This window comes from Allobosea sp. P5_A5, assembly GCF_056400625.1.
In genome coordinates, this window is sequence record NZ_JBFUKY010000008.1 from 14,006 (window position 1) to 29,917 (window position 15,912).

Sequence of the window (15,912 nt, forward strand, 5' to 3'; positions counted from 1 at the left end):
CACCTTAGTCGTGACAGCCGTCCATCGGCTGATCTTGCAGGATTTCCGTTCCTACGAGGCCCTCGATCTTCCCATCGAGGGCCAAATCGTTGCGCTGGTCGGCGAAAACGGAGCCGGAAAGACCAATATCCTCGAAGCGCTCTCGCTGTTCGCGCCGGGCCGTGGCCTGCGCCGCGCCGAGCTGACCGCGATGGCGCGCCAGGGCGGGGACGGCTCGTTTGCGGTGTCGGTGACGCTCGCCGACGAGGCGGGCCGGCTCGGCGTCGGCCTGAGCCCTCCGGATCCTGAGGGACGGCGCGCGCGACTGACACGGATCGACGGGGAGCCGGCGGGGTCCGCCATCGCCTTCAGCGAATATCTGCGGCTGGTCTGGCTGACGCCGGATCTCGACGGGTTGTTCCGGGGCGCGGCCGGCGACCGCCGCCGCTTTCTCGACCGGCTGGTTCTGGCGATCGACCCCGGCCATGCCACGCGCTCGAACGCGCTCGAACGGGCCTTGCGCTCGCGCAACCGCATTCTCGAGGAGAGCTCGGGCCAGGCCCAGTGGCTCGATGCGATCGAGCGGGAGATCGCCGAACTCGGCATCGCGGTTGCCGCCGCACGCGCCGAAACCGTGGCACGGCTGACCGGCATCATCGCCGAGACGCAGGACGCCGCTTCGCCCTTTCCCCATGCGTCGATCGCCTTGTCCGGCGAGATCGACGATCTGGTCGCGCGCTTGCCCGCAGTCGATGCCGAGGATGCCTATCGCGATCTGCTGCGTCACGGCCGTCATCGCGACCGGGCGGCCGGGCGCACGCTGGCCGGCCCGCAGGCCTCCGATCTCAACGTCCGCCATGGACCGAAGGACATTCCCGCCGGCCTCGGCTCGACCGGGGAACAGAAGGCGCTGCTGATCGGCCTTGTGCTTGCCCATGCGCGGCTGGTTGCGGCGATGAGCGGTCTGAAACCCCTCGTGCTGCTCGACGAAATCGCCGCCCATCTCGATCCGAAACGACGCGCGGCGCTTTACGAAGGCCTGACCGGCCTCGGCTGCCAGATCTGGATGACCGGGGCGGATGCGGCCTTGTTCGGCGACCTGCCGCCCGGTTCGCAGCGTGTTCGGGTTGAGGCGGGCGGCGCCGTCATCGAATAGACTGGCCATGGCCGCGATCCTGCGGCACACCCTCAGCCCATGTCCTCACCTCGCGAATCAGACGCCCGCGCGGTCCTGAAATCCGTTTTCGGCTATGATGATTTCCGCCCCGGCCAATGGGAGGTGATCGAGGCCGCCTTGTCGGATCGCGACGTCTTCGCGGTGATGCCGACGGGCTCCGGCAAGTCGATGTGCTACCAGCTGCCAGCGCTGGTCGCGGGCGGTTTGACAGTGGTCGTCTCGCCGCTGATCGCCTTGATGCGCGACCAGGTCGGGCAGCTCGTGCGCGCCGGCGTGCAGGCAGCCTCGCTCAACTCGATGAACACCGAGGCGGAGGCTGCGCAGGCCTGGGACCAGCTCAATGCCGGCACCTTGCGCCTGCTCTTCGTCTCGCCGGAGCGGCTGGCGGGCGAGGGTCTCGTCGCCCGGCTCAAGCGCCTGGGCGTGACGCGGCTCGCCATCGACGAGGCGCATTGCGTCTCGCAATGGGGCCATGATTTCCGCCCGGAATACCGTCTGCTGGCCAAGGCGCGCGACGCTCTGGGCGGAGTTCCCGTCACGGCGCTGACCGCGACAGCCGACCGCCAGACGCGTAACGACATCGCTCAGCAGCTCTTTCCGCAGCCGCCGCATCTGGTGCTGCATTCCTTCGACCGGCCGAACCTGAAGCTTTCCTTTGCGCCGAAGGATCAGCCACGCCGGCAGATCGACGACTTCCTGCGCCGGCACCGTGGCGGCTCGGGCATCGTCTATTGCGCCTCGCGCACCAAGACCGAGCGGCTGGCCGAGGGCCTGCGCGAAAAGGGCTGGAACGCGCTGCCCTACCATGCCGGGCTGGACCAGACCGAGCGCAACCGCAACCAGGACGTCTTCCTGCAGGAGGACGGGGTTGTCGTCTGCGCCACGATCGCCTTCGGCATGGGCATCAACAAACCCGATGTCCGCTTCGTCGTGCATCACGACATGCCGAGCTCGACCGAGGGCTATTATCAGGAGATCGGTCGCGCCGGCCGCGACGGCCTGCCTGCGGATACGCTGACGCTCTACGGCGCGGACGACATGGCGCTCCGGCGCCGGCAGATCGACGAGAAGGCGATCGACGACGAACGCCGCGCCATCGAGCACAAACGCCTTAATGCGATGATCGATTTGTGTGAAAACGCGCTCTGCCGCCGCTCGGCCCTGCTGGCTTATTTCGGCGAGCAGGTCGCAACCTGCCGTCACGGGCAGGCGGCGTTGCGCTGCGACCTCTGCGGAGAAGGCGCCGCTTCCCTCGCCGATGTCACGCTCGATGCGCGCAAACTGCTCTCGGCGGTGATCCGTACCGGCCAACGCTTCGGCGCCGGTCATCTCGCCGACATCCTGACCGGCACCACCACGGATGCGGTGCGCCGCCAGAACCATGACGGGCTGAAGACCTTCGGCGTCGGTCAGGACAAGCCTAAATCCTCGTGGATGGCGCTCACCCGCAAGCTCTTCGCAGCCGATGCTCTCGCGGAAGCCAGCACCGAGCATGGCGGCTTCCGCCTGACGCCCAAGGGCGAGGACATCCTGTTCGGACGCGAGAACATCGCGCTGCGTGCCGATCCGCAGGCGCCGGCGCGCGCCCGCCGCTCCGACCGCGAGGCGGCTCGCGCCGACGGGTTGGACGAGGGCACCGCGGCGCTGTTCGAGCATCTGCGCAAGCTTCGCCTCCAGATCGCGCGGGAAGAGGGTGTGGCGGCCTACATCATCTTCACCGACCGGACCCTGATCGCGATGGCGCGCGAGCGGCCGGCGGGCCTCGACGAGATGCGCCGCATCGACGGCGTCGGCGAGCGCAAGTTGACGCAATATGGCGAGGCCTTCATCGAGGCGATCGGCGAATTCGCCGGGTAAGCACACAGTCATTGCGACCCCTCGGGTCCTGCCTTCGGCATGCTCAAGGACAGGCTCCGCGAAGCAATCCAGGAGGACGAGGTGCGACGCTCAGCCCAGCCCCCTGGATTGCTTCGTCGCTTCGCTCCTCGCAATGACGATGATGCCATGCCAAAAAGCGCATTCCTCGCGCACGCACGCGTAGGCGCGTGAAAAAGACATCGTTTGCGCGTATATTCGCGGTTCGAATCAAGAATAATCGCGGGCGCTCGCTCGCCCGCTTGGGAAGTGTTTCATGACCGACGCCGCGCCGACGCCCCAGCCCGACGACTACGGCGCCGATTCCATCAAGGTCCTCAAGGGTTTGGACGCGGTTCGGAAGCGCCCGGGCATGTATATCGGCGACACCGACGACGGCTCGGGCCTGCACCACATGGTCTATGAGGTCGTCGACAACGCCATCGACGAGTCGCTTGCCGGCCATGCCAATCTCGTCACGGTGACGCTGAACGCCGATAGTTCGGTCACCGTGACCGATAACGGACGCGGCATCCCGACGGATATCCACACCGAGGAAGGCATCTCGGCGGCCGAGGTCATCATGACCCAGCTCCATGCCGGCGGTAAGTTCGACCAGAACTCCTACAAGGTCTCGGGCGGCCTGCACGGCGTCGGCGTCTCGGTGGTGAATGCGCTCTCGACCTCGCTGAAACTGCGGGTCTGGCGCGGCGGGCGCGAGCACTTCATCGAATTCCACCACGGTGTCGCGATCGCGCCGCTGGTCGCCGTCGGCCCCCAGGGCGACAAGCGCGGCACGGAGGTGACCTTCACCCCCTCGCAAGAGACCTTCACCATGGTGGAGTTCGACTACAAGACGCTGGAGCGGCGCCTGCGCGAGCTCGCCTTCCTGAACTCGGGCGTGCGCATCGTGCTGACCGATGCCCGCCATGCCGAGGTCGTCCGCGAGGAGCTGATGTATGAGGGCGGCGTCGAGGCCTTCGTGCGCTATCTCGACCGGGCCAAGACCGGCGTACTCGACAAGCCGATCACGCTCTCCTCGGAGAAGGATGGCATCACCGCCGATGTCGCGCTGTGGTGGAACGACAGCTACCACGAGAACGTGCTGTGCTTCACCAACAATATCCCGCAGCGCGATGGCGGCGCCCATCTGGCGGGCTTTCGCGCCGCGCTGACGCGCCAGATCACCGGCTACGCCGAAAGCTCAGGCATTTCCAAGAGGGAGAAGATCTCGCTCACCGGCGATGATTGCCGCGAGGGACTGACCGCGATCGTCTCGGTCAAGGTTCCCGATCCGAAATTCTCCTCGCAGACCAAGGACAAGCTGGTTTCGTCCGAGGTGCGGCCGGTCGTCGAGAACATCGTCAACCAGGCGCTGTCCGAGTGGCTCGAGGAGCATCCGGCCGAGGCCCGGCTGATCGTCGGCAAGGTCGCGGAAGCGGCCATGGCGCGCGAGGCCGCCCGCAAGGCGCGCGACCTGACCCGCCGCAAGGGCGCACTGGATATCGCCTCGCTGCCGGGCAAGCTGGCCGACTGCCAGGAGCGCGACCCCGCCAAATCCGAACTGTTCATCGTCGAGGGCGACTCCGCCGGCGGCTCGGCCAAGCAGGGCCGTGCCCGCGAATATCAAGCCGTGCTGCCGTTGCGCGGCAAGATCCTCAACGTCGAGAGGGCGCGCTTCGACAAGATGCTGTCGTCGGAGCAGGTCGGCACGCTGATCACAGCGCTGGGCACCGGCATCGGTCGCGGTGCGGCCGAGCAGGGCGGGTTCAACCTCGCCAAGCTGCGCTACCACAAGATCATCATCATGACCGATGCCGACGTCGACGGCGCCCATATTCGCACCCTGCTGCTGACCTTCTTCTTCCGGCAGATGCCGGAGCTGATCGATGCCGGGCACCTCTTCATCGCGCAGCCGCCGCTCTACAAGGCGGCGCGCGGCAAGAGCCATGTCTATCTCAAGGACGAGCGGGCGCTCGAGGAGTACCTGATCGATTCCACCATCGACGGCGCGATCTTCCGCACCAGCGGCGGCGCCGAGCGTGGTGGCGCGGATTTGAAATCGCTGATCGAGGAAGCGCGCAACGTCCGCAACACGCTGGCGCAACTGCATTCGCGCTATGACCGGCGGGTGGTCGAGCAGGTGGCGATCGCCGCCGCGCTGCACCCGGTCAGCGAAGACAATGAGGCGCAGGCGAACGAGGCGGCCGTGAAGGTCGCGAAGCGGCTCGACCTGATCTCCGACGAGCTGGAGCGCGGCTGGGAGGGCAAGGTCGTCGATAGCGGCTTTGTCTTCACCCGGATGGTGCGCGGCGTGAAGCAGGCGGCGACGATCGATGTCGGTCTGCTCGCCAGCGCGGAGGCGCGCCGGCTCGATGCCGCCGCGGTCTCGCTGCAGGAAGCCTATTCCAAACCGGGGACGCTGAGCCGCAAGGGCGATTCCTTTGCGATCAACGGGCCGAGCGACCTGTTCGACGCCGTCTTCGCCATCGGCAAGAAGGGCGTCGCGATGCAGCGCTACAAGGGGCTGGGCGAGATGAACCCGGAACAGCTCTGGGAGACGACACTGGACCGCGACGTGCGCTCGCTGCTGCGGGTCAAGATCGACCAGAACGACGAGGCCGACGACCTGTTCGTCAAGCTGATGGGCGATGTCGTCGAACCGCGCCGCGAATTCATCCAGACGAATGCGCTGAACGCAACGGTCGATATCTGAGCGAAGACGGGCTTTCGCCCGACGACGAGTCGTAGCCTTTCCTCGCTCGCCGTCATCGCGTAGAGGGCTGTCTCATCAGTTCGGCCTCTACCCGTCATTGCGAGGAGCGAAGCGACGAAGCAATCCAGAAGGACCGGGTGAGCGTCAGACCCAGTCCTCCTGGATTGCTTCGCGGAGCCTGTCCTTGAGCCTGCCGAAGGCAAGACCCGAGGCTTGCAATGACGGGTTCGGCATCCCCAAGGTTCCCCCCAAGGTCTCCCACACGTCATGATCCGTCTCGAAAACATCAGCAAACAGAACGGCAAGCAGATCGTCTTCATCGAAGCGTCGGCAGGGTTGCTGAAGGGCGAGAAGGTCGGGCTCGTCGGTCCCAACGGCGCCGGCAAGACCACGCTGTTCCGGATGATCACCGGCGAGGAAGCGCCCGACGAGGGTGTAGTCTCGACCGATCGCGGCATCACCATCGGCTATTTCAGCCAGGATGTCGGCGAGATGACCGGGCGCAGCGCCGTCGCCGAGGTGATGGACGGGGCTGGGCCGGTCAGCACGGTCGCGGCCGAACTCGCCGAGCTCGAAGCGGCGATGGTGGACCCCGCGCGGGCCGACGAGATGGAAGAGATCATCACCCGCTATGGCGAGGTGCAGGGGCGCTTCGAGGAACTCGACGGCTATGCGCTCGACGGCCGGGCGCGCGAGGTGCTTGCGGGCTTGGGCTTCAGCGAAGAGATGATGGAAGGCGATGTCGGCGGGCTTTCCGGCGGCTGGAAGATGCGCGTCGCGCTCGCCCGCATCCTGCTGATGCGGCCCGACGCCATGCTGCTCGACGAGCCCTCGAACCATCTCGACCTCGAAAGCCTGATCTGGCTGGAATCCTTCCTCAAGAACTATGACGGCGCCGTGCTGATGACCTCGCATGACCGCGAGTTCATGAACCGCATCGTCGGCAAGATCATCGAGATCGATGGCGGCGCGCTGACGAGCTATTCCGGCGACTATGAATTCTACCAGCAGCAGCGGGCGCTGGCCGAAAAGCAGATGCAGGCGCAGTTCGAGCGCCAGCAGGCGATGCTCGCCAAGGAGATCGCCTTCATCGAGCGCTTCAAGGCGCGCGCCTCGCACGCCGCGCAGGTGCAGAGCCGGGTGAAGAAGCTCGACAAGATCGAGCGCGTCGAGCCGCCGCGTCGTCGCCAGACCGTCGCCTTCGAGTTTCAGCCGGCGCCGCGCTCCGGCGACGACGTCGTCAGCATCAAGGACGTGCACAAGAGCTATGGCAGCCGCAGCATCTATGATGGGCTGAACTTCCAGATCCAGCGCAAGGAGCGCTGGTGCGTGCTCGGCGTCAACGGTGCCGGCAAGTCCACCCTGCTGAAGCTCGTCACCGGCACGACGGAGGCCGATGCCGGCACGGTTCAGATCGGCGCCAGCGTCAAGCTCGGCTATTTCGCCCAGCATGCGATGGAGGTGCTGGACGGCGAGCTCACTGTGTTCGAGGCGCTGGAAGACCGTTTTCCGCAGGCCGGCCAAGGCTCGTTGCGCTCGCTCGCTGGCTGCTTCGGCTTTTCGGGAGACGATGTCGAGAAGCGCTGCCGCGTGCTGTCGGGTGGCGAGAAGGCGCGGCTCGTCATGGCGATGATGCTGTACGACCCGCCGAATTTTTTGGTGCTGGACGAGCCGACCAACCATCTCGACATCGCGACCAAGGAGATGCTGATCACCGCACTCTCGCAATATGAGGGCACGATGCTGTTCGTCAGCCACGACCGGCATTTTCTGGCCGCGCTGTCGAACCGCCTGCTGGAGCTGACGCCCGAGGGCATCCATGCCTATGGCGGCGGCTATACCGAATACGTCGCCCGCACCGGGCAGGAAGCGCCGGGTTTGAGAAGTTGATCGAAAAATGCCGTCATTCTCGGGCGAAGTGAAGCGCAGACCCGAGAATCTCTGGCAAGAGGAGGTTCTGGATCCCCTCCGGCATGAGATGCTCGGGTCAAGCCCGAGCATGACGAGCCCTCTTCCTACCCCGCAAACACCGACCAGCCGGTCGCGTCCGCCAGCCGCTCCAGCGCCAGCGTTCCGAGCAGGGAATTGCCGTTGGCGTTGAGGCCCGGCGACCAGACCGCGATCGCCGCCTTGCCCGGCGCGATGGCCAGGATGCCGCCGCCGACACCGGATTTCCCCGGCAGGCCGACGCGAAAGGCGAAATCCCCGGACGCGTCGTAATGGCCGCAGGTCAGCATCAGCGCGTTGATGCGCCGGGCGCGCTGGGCCGAGACGACGCGCGAGCCGCCCGGTTCATAAGCACCGCCATGCATCAGGAAGCGGCCGGCCATTGCGAGCTGGCGGCAGCTCATCGCGATGGCGCATTGGTGGAAATAGACACCCAGCGTCAGCTCCGGGGCATGCGCGATGTTGCCGAAGGACTTCATGTAGTTGGCGAGCGCGATATTGCGGAAGCCGGTCACCTGCTCGGCATGCGCAACCGCCTCATTGATAGCGATGTCGTCGTCATCGGCCAGATAGCGTACGAAGCGCAGTAATTCGCCAATGGCGACGCGCGGCTGATGTCCGGCCAGATTGACGTCGCAGACGACGATCGCTCCGGCGTTGATGAAGGGGTTGCGCGGCACGCCCTGCTCGCGTTCGAGCTGGACGATGGAGTTGAAGGCCGAGCCGGAAGGCTCCCGGCCGACACGGCGCCAAAGTGTGTCACCGACCTTGCCGAGCGCCTGCGTCAGCGCAAAGACCTTCGAGACGCTCTGGATCGAGAAGGGCTCGTCGCTGTCACCCGCCTGGTGAACATGGCCGTCGGCCATGACGACGCAGATGCCGAAGCGGCTGGGGTCGATTCCGGCAAGTGGCGGGATATAGCTCGCGACCTCGCCGCGCTCCGGCGCCTCGCGCATCTCGTCCGCAATAGTGCGGACCAACTCAGCGATATCCGCCAACACCCTGCTCCCGCCGCCGCGAAGTCGGCAGAGGCAAGCCTTATCGCGCTGCCGAGGTCAAGCGGCGTCAATGCAGCTGGTGCAGCCCCGGGCCGGAGCCATGCTGACCGAGCCGGATGTTCTGCCCGGCGATGACGCAAAGCGACTTGCCGCGCGATTTCGCCTGGTAGAGAGCGGCATCCGCGACATTCATCAGCCCGGCAAGGTCGGTGCCGTGGTCAGGGGCCAGCGCGATGCCGACCGAGGCGCCGATCGCGATGACGAGGCCGTTGTCGAGTTCGTAGGGCAGCGAAATCTCGCCCACGAGCCGCTCGCCAAGCTTCTGCAATTGCGACTGCTCGGCCTGTTCGGTCAGCACGACGAATTCGTCTCCGCCGATGCGCGCCGCCACGTCCGTGCTGCGCACAAGCCCGCGCAGCCGCTCGGCGACCAGTTGCAGAAGCGCGTCTCCGGCCATGTGGCCATGGCCGTCATTGACAGTCTTGAAGCCGTCGAGGTCGAGATAGATCAACGCCAGCCGCCTGCCCTCGGCCACCGGCTCGAAACGGGCCTGGAATGCCCGGCTCAGGCCGGCGCGGTTCGACAGGCCGGTGAGCATGTCGTGGCGGGCATGAAAGGCGTTCTCGCGCTCGGCCCGCATGGTCGAGATCAGCATGCCGTTGAGCTTGTAGGCGGCGACCGTCATGCTGAAGAGGTAAAACGGGATCTGCATGAAGGTCACCAGCATGATCGGCTGGTCGACGAAGGCGGCCGCAAGGCAGCAAGGGCCGAGCGTCAGCGCGATCATGATGCCGGCCATGCGCGGCGCGCCGAAATTACGGAAGCAGATGCCGCCGACCATCGCGGCGGCCGACAGGCAGGCCAGCGCCGCCGCGACCCAGTCGCCGCTCGTCAGGCTGAGAAAGGTCCCGGCACCGATACCGGTCGCCCAGGCGATGCCGAGCCAAAGGTAGAGGTCGGTCGGCGTCGAGCGGCCTTGCTCGGCTCGGCTACGCGCGGTGGCGAGCACGAACAGACGCGTGAAGCAGCACAGAACCTCGAAGGCGCACCAAAGCTGAAAGGGCAGTGTCGGAATGCGCCAGGCGATCAGGAAGGAGACCGCCAGCGAATTGAGAACGCCGCCGGCAAAGATCGGGAGCGTGCCGAACAAGCTGCCGATCAACGCCGTGCGAATGTCGAGCGGGACATCCGGGCCGGCGTCGACCAGCCAGCGCGTCGCGCGCCAGCGTGGCAGGCTGAACCGCAGGGTTGAACCACTCATAGGCCGGTCGAACTCCATGCCGACGAACAGGCAAGCTATCGGTCTGATCGGCCGCGAGGTCTTAACCGGCTTCGGTTACGATTCCGTATTGATCGGTGGTTGCATTGTCACGCAGAAGACCGCGTGAGCCGTGTGCGTCACTTCGCCTGGCGATAGACCCAGACACGGGCCGGCGGGATATTGCGCAGGACCCAGTCGGACACGAAAGCCTTGAGCCCCGAGCCGCGCCGCGGGATCGGCGAGATCACCGAATAGGTGAACTGGATGAAGGGCGCGCCTTCCACCAGCAGCGGGAAGGCTTCGCGCGCCAGGGCACCGCGCGTCGCGGGCGGGCGATTGAACAGCGGCAGGCTGGAGACGACCGCGATCGCTTTTTCAGGGAGATGGCCTGCAAGCGTTTCCGCGAGCGCATAGGCGTCGCCCTCCACGACAGTGGCGCGTGGAAAGCGCTTGCGCAGCAGATCGCAGAACTCCGGGCTGTATTCGACCAGAACCAGCCGGGCCTCGTCGATACCGCGCTCGATCAGCGCCTCGGTGACGGGGCCGGTGCCGGGGCCGATCTCGATGACGGGACCGGGTTGCTCGGGATCGACGAAGGAGGCCATGCGGCGCGCCAGCGCCGGCCCCGACGGCGTCACCGAACCGGTCCTGCGCGGATCGTCGATCCAGGATCTGATGAAGCGCGCCTCGTCGCCGAGCTTGGCCTTGGCCTCGCTGACGCGGTTGCGCAGCTTTTGCGTCTTGCTGCGGACTTCGCTTTCAACCTTGTAGCGGACGGCGGCGACCTTGAGCTTGGCTTCCGCGACGCTGTCGACGAGATCGGCGGCGGTCATACGGACCTCACCTTCGAGCCGGCTGGCGACACGCGACTGCCCGAGGCGAGCCGCGATCGAAACCGCGCGCGGAGGACGATGTCGTGTCGTCGAAGCCATGCTACCTCTTTGGCACGCGAGGAACGGGCGCGGCGAGCATGGCTCCCGGCCCATCGCGGCTTTGCTCGTCTTGCGACGTTACCGGCCCGGCATATGGGGTCAAGCCGGCCGCGCCAAGTCTTTTTGCGGCGCTCACGTCCCGCCAGCGTCAGATCAAGGGCCGCGGAGCCTTCGGTTGATCGTAGATCGCCGCCATCTGCGTGGTCAGCCGCGGATTGAGGAGGGTCAGACGACCGCCGACGAGCGAAAACAGGCCGGCCTTGCGCAGCCGCGACCAGGTCTTGCTGGTATGGACCAGCGACAGCCCGAGCGCGTCCGCAAGTTCCTGCTGCGAGAGCGGAAACGCGAAGCCGCCCTCGCTGACCAGCTCTAGCGCCTGCGCTCTGTGAAACAGCGTGATCACGAGCGCCGCGATCCGCTCGCCCGCATTACGCTGGCCGACCGAGGTCAGATTGTCGTCGATCATCGACTCTTCGCGCGACCCGAGCCAGGCCAGTTCGTAGGCCAGGCTCGGCATCTTGACGAAAAGGTCCCAGATGCGCTTGCGGGAAAAGGTGCAGAGTTCGACATCCGTCAGCGCCTCGATGCCATGCTCCGCCCCGATCAGCAGCGAAGCCTGAAGGCCGACGAGATCGCCCGGAAGCAGGAAGTTGAGGATCTGCCGGCGGCCATCGGGCAAGGATTTGTAGCGAAAGGCCCAGCCGGAGAAGAGCGTATAAAGCTCCGCATCCTCCTGGCCGGGGTGGATGATGTCGCTGCCCGCCGGCACGAGGCGGTGATCCGTCTTCATCGCCTGGATGAAGCGAACCTCCTCGTCGGACTTGTCCTTGAAGGCCGGCTTCAATCGCAGGGGGCATGCGAGACAGGGCGGACCGGCGCGCCCCGGCCTCATGGTCTGGTTCATCACTGAGAGAAGCCCCCAAGCCGCCGTCTTTCCAAGCGGTGGCACCTGTGTCGCGCCGCGCTATAGCACGTTCCTCAGGGATCCACGAGCAGGCGTCTTCACGCAAAGGAAGCGGCCTGACGATCGTAAAATGCGCGTTCTGGAACCTTTAGCGTTGATGAGGCGTTTTCCTGCCATGAAAGCCGGCCGGGAGGCCGGAAGCTCTGGGAGATCAAGATGCTGAATAACAGCTTCGCTCCGGCCAAGCGTGCCCTGGTGTTCTTCGGCTGCATGGGCGCCGTCGTCGGTGGCCTTACGTTCGGCTCGGATTTCCAGATTTCGACCGACCAGAGCTCGACAACCGTTGCGATCGCTCGCGGCGTCGATCCCACGCCGGGCGTCGCCCAGGTGGCTTCAGTCAATCGTTCGGATCGTACCGAAAGTGCAGCCAAGCGCGCCATCCCGAGCTCCTCGCAGCAGGCGATGGCTGCAGCACCGCAGCCGACCTTCTATCGTTAAGGCGAAATTATTCGCCTAGGCGCGGAACCTTATATCCCTCCGGCGGTTTCATCCCCGCGCATCCTCGCGCATGACTTCAAAGCCGCCATTTGGCGGCTTGTTTTTTGATAGCTTCCCAGCTGTCGTTGCGGAACGATGATGCATCTGCGCATTCGCCATGCCACGACCTATCGCTACGGCCAGCCGGTTGAATTCGGCCCACACCGGTTGATGCTACGGCCGCGCGACAGTTTCGATCTGCGCGTCGTCGATACGGCTCTGACCATCTCGCCTGCAGCGCAGCTGCGCTGGCTGCATGACGCTTATGGCAACCCCGTCGCAATTGCCGAATTCGGCTCTTCTGCCGATACGCTTGAAATCGTCAGCGAACTGACGCTCCAACGGTTCGGCTCCGCTGTTCCCCATGCGCAGCTGGTGCCGGAAGCCGTTTTGAGCGGCATTGCCTATACGGATGGCGAAAGCGCGGTCCTCCAGCCCTATTTCGAGCTTGCGGCAGCCGATCCGGATGGCGTGCTCGACCGTTGGCTTGCGAATTTTCGCTCCCGGATCGGCCAGGGGTCCGGCCATGTTCTGCGCGATCTCGCCCACTCCATCTACGGCGAGCTGAGCTATGCCATCCGATACGACGAGGGTACGCAGCATCCTGCCGATACCGTGATGATGGGGCACGGCTCGTGCCGCGACTATGCCTGGCTGTTCATCGAGCTGGCCAGAAGGCTGGGCTTCGCTGCCCGTTTCGTGACCGGCTATATTCAGGATGTCACGCCTGACGCGTCTGGAGTGGTTTCACCGGTTGGGCTGACGCATGCCTGGGCCGACGTATTCATTCCGGGTGACGGCTGGATCGAATTCGATCCGACCAATGATCTCGTCGCCGACCGTCAGTTGCTCAGGGTCGCGGTGGCACGGGTGCCGGAGGATGCCTCACCTGTCTCAGGGAGTTTTATTGGACCGCCCGGGTCGTTTCTGGGGCTCAGCGTGGGTGTCTCGATCGAACCCATTCCGGGCCCCAGCGAGGAGCCGATCCTCCGCGCGTCGACGGCTGCCTGAGCCGCGTTCGCGACCAAAGCGGCAACGCGGTCGCCAAGTTGCCTCAGCTTTCGTGCCGGACCCGCCAGCGACCGAGCATCCGTCCGTTCGGAGCGGCACTCTGAACCGCCTGGATTTGCGAGAGCAAACCGGCGAACAAGCGCGGTGGCTCGCTGTGCCGGATATCCCTGTCCGCCTCGAGCCCGATCTCGACCGTATCGGCGTCGACATCCTCGACCGTCAGCACAATCGAGACTCCGGGTGTGCTGCGCAGGACACGCGAAGCAACATCGGCCACGACGAAGCCTAGCGGAATGATGCGATCTACCGAGAGCGTCGCCTGCGTCTCGATGTGGCTGCCGATCGCCTGATCGCGCGCCCGGATCAGATTCGAGATCATCGTAACCACATCTTCGAGGAAAACGTCGACCCTGACTGGCTGCATCTCGCCATCGGCAAGTGTGAAGCGATAGGCGGCGGAGAGCACATGGACGCGGCATTCGGCGTCGGCCAACGCCAGCCGCGCCTCGCTTTGATAGTCACGCTTGCTGAGCCCGATATAGCTCTGCACCACCTGCAGACTATTCTTGACCCGGTGATGCAGCTCCCGGACGAGGAAACGATTGTCGTCGAGCGCGGTCTGGAGCCGGCGCTGCCGCACCTCCTGCTCGTCGACCATCGTGTTGAAGGCCTCGGCGACACTCCGGATGTCGCTCGGCATGTCTGGTGCCACCGGCGCCCTGGCGCCGCGTGCCGAAGCGCGCGCACGCGCTGCGGCCTCGATGCCCCGCAGCCAGCGCAGACAATGCTTCTCGAGTGCGCGCAGATAAACCGCGCCGAGTAGCGCCAGCGTGAGAAGCGGCGCCAGCAGCAACATCGCGAACTGGATGCGAGCCGCGCGTTCACGCGTATCATCGAAGCCTGCCACCACATAAAAGCCAGGCTCGGCCACGACGCGCGCCGCATAAGCGCGCTTCGTTCCACTCTTGCCGTAACCCTGCCACCGCCCGCCATCGACCGGTATCTGATTGTCCGGCGGCAGCCAGCTGCTGTCGCCGCCATCGCCGCGGCTTGCGACGACCCCGCCATCGCGAGACACCAGGGCCACTCTCATACCCTGGCCTCCGTTGCCGAGGTCGAAGACGCTTTCGAGAATCTGCGGCTCGATCAGCAGAATTCCGTCCTGGAGGTCGCCCGATTTCGCATCCGGATTTTCGGCATGGACGACGAGATAACGCTGATTTCCTTGAGTGACCTGGCCGTAACGAGCCTGCGCGAGCTCGGTGCCGCTCCAAGGTGCGACCGGCAGCTGCCCACGGAAGCGATCGGCCAGCTCTCGCAGCGGCCCGCGGCCGATCGCCGGATCGCGGCTCGCAACGCAGCTGCGCCCATCAGTCATCCGCAACAGCACAGCCGCATAACCCTGCACCTTGGTCAGGGTGGCGAGCGCGGCCTGATCGCAGGCGTCGCCCGACAGCTTGCTGGCGCTTGTTACAGTCCCGATCGCCAGCAAGGACCGCAGCGCTCCGCGATACCAGACACGGGTCCGGACCGCGAAATCATCCGCCGCCTGCACCTGAGAGGCCGCGATAGCGTCTGTGATGGAGCGATAGGCCGTCGCCGCAGCCAAGGCCGTCACGCAAGCGATAGGCAGCGCGATGGCGATCAGGAGCGCGAGAAGGCGGCCCCTGACAGTGCTGAAACGAGCGAGACGCATCAATATCCGACGGTTTCGGAACCCATTCTCTGTATGGCGGCCGCACTGGTGCGGTCAGGTCCGAGATCGTCGACACTGCCGATCGACAGGAGTTCGGCCAATTTGGTGCGCGCCCGATTGACGCGGCTCTTGATCGTCCCGATTGCCACACCGCAGATCTCGGCGGTTTCCTCGTAGGACAGGCCGGTTGCGCCAACCATGATCAGCACTTCGCGCTGCTCCTCGGGAAGCTTGGCCAGCGCCTTGCGGAAATCGGCGAGGTCGAGGTGACTTTCCTGATTGCCATGCGTCGCCATGCGCTCGGCATAGGTGCCCTCACTGTCCTGCACCTCGCGGCCGCGCTTACGGTAAAGCGAATAATAGGTGTTGCGCAGGATCGTAAAGAGCCAGGCCCGGAGGCTGGTGCCGGGCTCGAACTTTTCGGAATTGCCCCACGCCTTCAGCAGCGTGTCCTGAACCAGATCGTCAGCCAGCTGCATCGAGCCCGAGAGCGAGGCGGCGAATGCCCGCAGATTCGGGATCTCTTTAATCAGGCCGTCCTTGAAATCATTTGCGCTCATCGGACGAAGCTCCGGCTGCGCGCTGTTCGGTCGCTTCAAGCTGCGCCAGCAGCACGAGGAACTTGTCTGGCACCGGCGCACTGATGATGTCGTCGTAATGCGCCTTGAGCGAGCGGCCGATCGACTCCTGCACCCTCGGATCTAGAACCATTTCGAGGTCATCATTGTCTCTTAACCCCGGTTCGGACATCGCTGAATCCGCATTCGTCATGTCAGCCCTCGCGCCGCGCGCCTGCTTTTCCAGCCGATCACGCCAGTTACACCACGGCGAAGCCGACCCAGGGCCGTTATGGCAACACCAATGCGCTCTAATAACAGGGGTTTGCCTAAAAGGTTCCGG

At 65.3% G+C, this 15,912-nt stretch carries 13 protein-coding genes; 6 read left to right on the top strand and 7 right to left on the bottom strand.

Annotated elements, in window-relative coordinates; all coding sequences use genetic code 11:
• The first annotated feature begins 10 nt into the window (after nucleotides 1-10).
• The 4 genes from recF to AC1DR6_RS15985 all read left to right on the top strand — a co-directional run bounded on the left by recF (nucleotide 11) and on the right by AC1DR6_RS15985 (nucleotide 7,616).
• Nucleotides 11-1,135, top strand: a complete 1,125-nt coding sequence (gene recF / locus AC1DR6_RS15970; protein WP_476830237.1) for a DNA replication/repair protein RecF — start codon at nucleotides 11-13, stop codon at nucleotides 1,133-1,135.
• A 39-nt stretch (nucleotides 1,136-1,174) separates the two neighbouring features.
• Nucleotides 1,175-3,013, top strand: a complete 1,839-nt coding sequence (gene recQ / locus AC1DR6_RS15975) for a DNA helicase RecQ (RefSeq protein ID WP_476830238.1) — start codon at nucleotides 1,175-1,177, stop codon at nucleotides 3,011-3,013.
• Between the two features lie 274 nt (nucleotides 3,014-3,287).
• Entirely contained in the window at nucleotides 3,288-5,726 is a 2,439-nt protein-coding gene (gene gyrB / locus AC1DR6_RS15980) for a DNA topoisomerase (ATP-hydrolyzing) subunit B (RefSeq protein ID WP_476830239.1), read from the top strand.
• A 267-nt stretch (nucleotides 5,727-5,993) separates the two neighbouring features.
• The gene (locus AC1DR6_RS15985) at nucleotides 5,994-7,616 is read left to right on the top strand and encodes an ABC-F family ATP-binding cassette domain-containing protein (RefSeq protein WP_476830240.1); all 1,623 of its coding nucleotides are present in this window, start codon (nucleotides 5,994-5,996) and stop codon (nucleotides 7,614-7,616) included.
• A 125-nt stretch (nucleotides 7,617-7,741) separates the two neighbouring features.
• Here AC1DR6_RS15985 and AC1DR6_RS15990 read toward each other — a convergent pair whose 3' ends face one another.
• The 4 genes from AC1DR6_RS15990 to AC1DR6_RS16005 form a co-directional block, all read right to left on the bottom strand.
• Complete coding sequence (locus AC1DR6_RS15990; RefSeq protein WP_476830241.1) at nucleotides 7,742-8,671, bottom strand: glutaminase; 930 nt, start codon at nucleotides 8,669-8,671, stop codon at nucleotides 7,742-7,744.
• A gap of 67 nt (nucleotides 8,672-8,738) precedes the next feature.
• Nucleotides 8,739-9,932 carry a diguanylate cyclase domain-containing protein gene (locus AC1DR6_RS15995; protein WP_476830242.1) on the bottom strand — a complete coding sequence of 398 codons (1,194 nt, stop codon included), beginning with the start codon at nucleotides 9,930-9,932 and terminating at the stop codon, nucleotides 8,739-8,741.
• A gap of 137 nt (nucleotides 9,933-10,069) precedes the next feature.
• Nucleotides 10,070-10,864 carry a class I SAM-dependent methyltransferase gene (locus tag AC1DR6_RS16000; protein WP_476830243.1) on the bottom strand — a complete coding sequence of 265 codons (795 nt, stop codon included), beginning with the start codon at nucleotides 10,862-10,864 and terminating at the stop codon, nucleotides 10,070-10,072.
• A 148-nt stretch (nucleotides 10,865-11,012) separates the two neighbouring features.
• On the bottom strand, nucleotides 11,013-11,768 hold the full coding sequence (locus AC1DR6_RS16005; protein ID WP_476830244.1) for a Crp/Fnr family transcriptional regulator: 756 nt from the start codon (nucleotides 11,766-11,768) through the stop codon (nucleotides 11,013-11,015).
• Nucleotides 11,769-11,984: 216 nt separating this feature from the next.
• Here AC1DR6_RS16005 and AC1DR6_RS16010 point away from each other — a divergent pair, with 216 nt between their 5' ends.
• Together AC1DR6_RS16010 and AC1DR6_RS16015 are read left to right on the top strand one after the other, a co-directional pair.
• Complete coding sequence (locus tag AC1DR6_RS16010; protein WP_476830245.1) at nucleotides 11,985-12,266, top strand: hypothetical protein; 282 nt, start codon at nucleotides 11,985-11,987, stop codon at nucleotides 12,264-12,266.
• Nucleotides 12,267-12,404: 138 nt separating this feature from the next.
• Entirely contained in the window at nucleotides 12,405-13,316 is a 912-nt protein-coding gene (locus tag AC1DR6_RS16015; RefSeq protein WP_476830246.1) for a transglutaminase family protein, read from the top strand.
• A 43-nt stretch (nucleotides 13,317-13,359) separates the two neighbouring features.
• Here the strand turns inward: AC1DR6_RS16015 and AC1DR6_RS16020 are convergent, their stop codons facing one another.
• Genes AC1DR6_RS16020 through AC1DR6_RS16030 form a run of 3 tightly spaced genes read right to left on the bottom strand, consistent with a single transcriptional unit; the run spans nucleotide 13,360 to nucleotide 15,783 of the window.
• Entirely contained in the window at nucleotides 13,360-15,012 is a 1,653-nt protein-coding gene (locus AC1DR6_RS16020; RefSeq protein WP_476830247.1) for a histidine kinase dimerization/phosphoacceptor domain -containing protein, read from the bottom strand.
• A complete protein-coding gene (locus tag AC1DR6_RS16025) occupies nucleotides 15,012-15,572 on the bottom strand; it encodes a sigma-70 family RNA polymerase sigma factor (RefSeq protein ID WP_476830248.1) in 561 nt (186 codons plus the stop codon). The genes AC1DR6_RS16020 and AC1DR6_RS16025 overlap by 1 nt, the downstream gene beginning before the upstream one ends.
• Nucleotides 15,559-15,783 carry a NepR family anti-sigma factor gene (locus AC1DR6_RS16030; protein WP_476830249.1) on the bottom strand — a complete coding sequence of 75 codons (225 nt, stop codon included), beginning with the start codon at nucleotides 15,781-15,783 and terminating at the stop codon, nucleotides 15,559-15,561. The genes AC1DR6_RS16025 and AC1DR6_RS16030 overlap by 14 nt, the downstream gene beginning before the upstream one ends.
• Nucleotides 15,784-15,912: the final 129 nt, after the last annotated feature.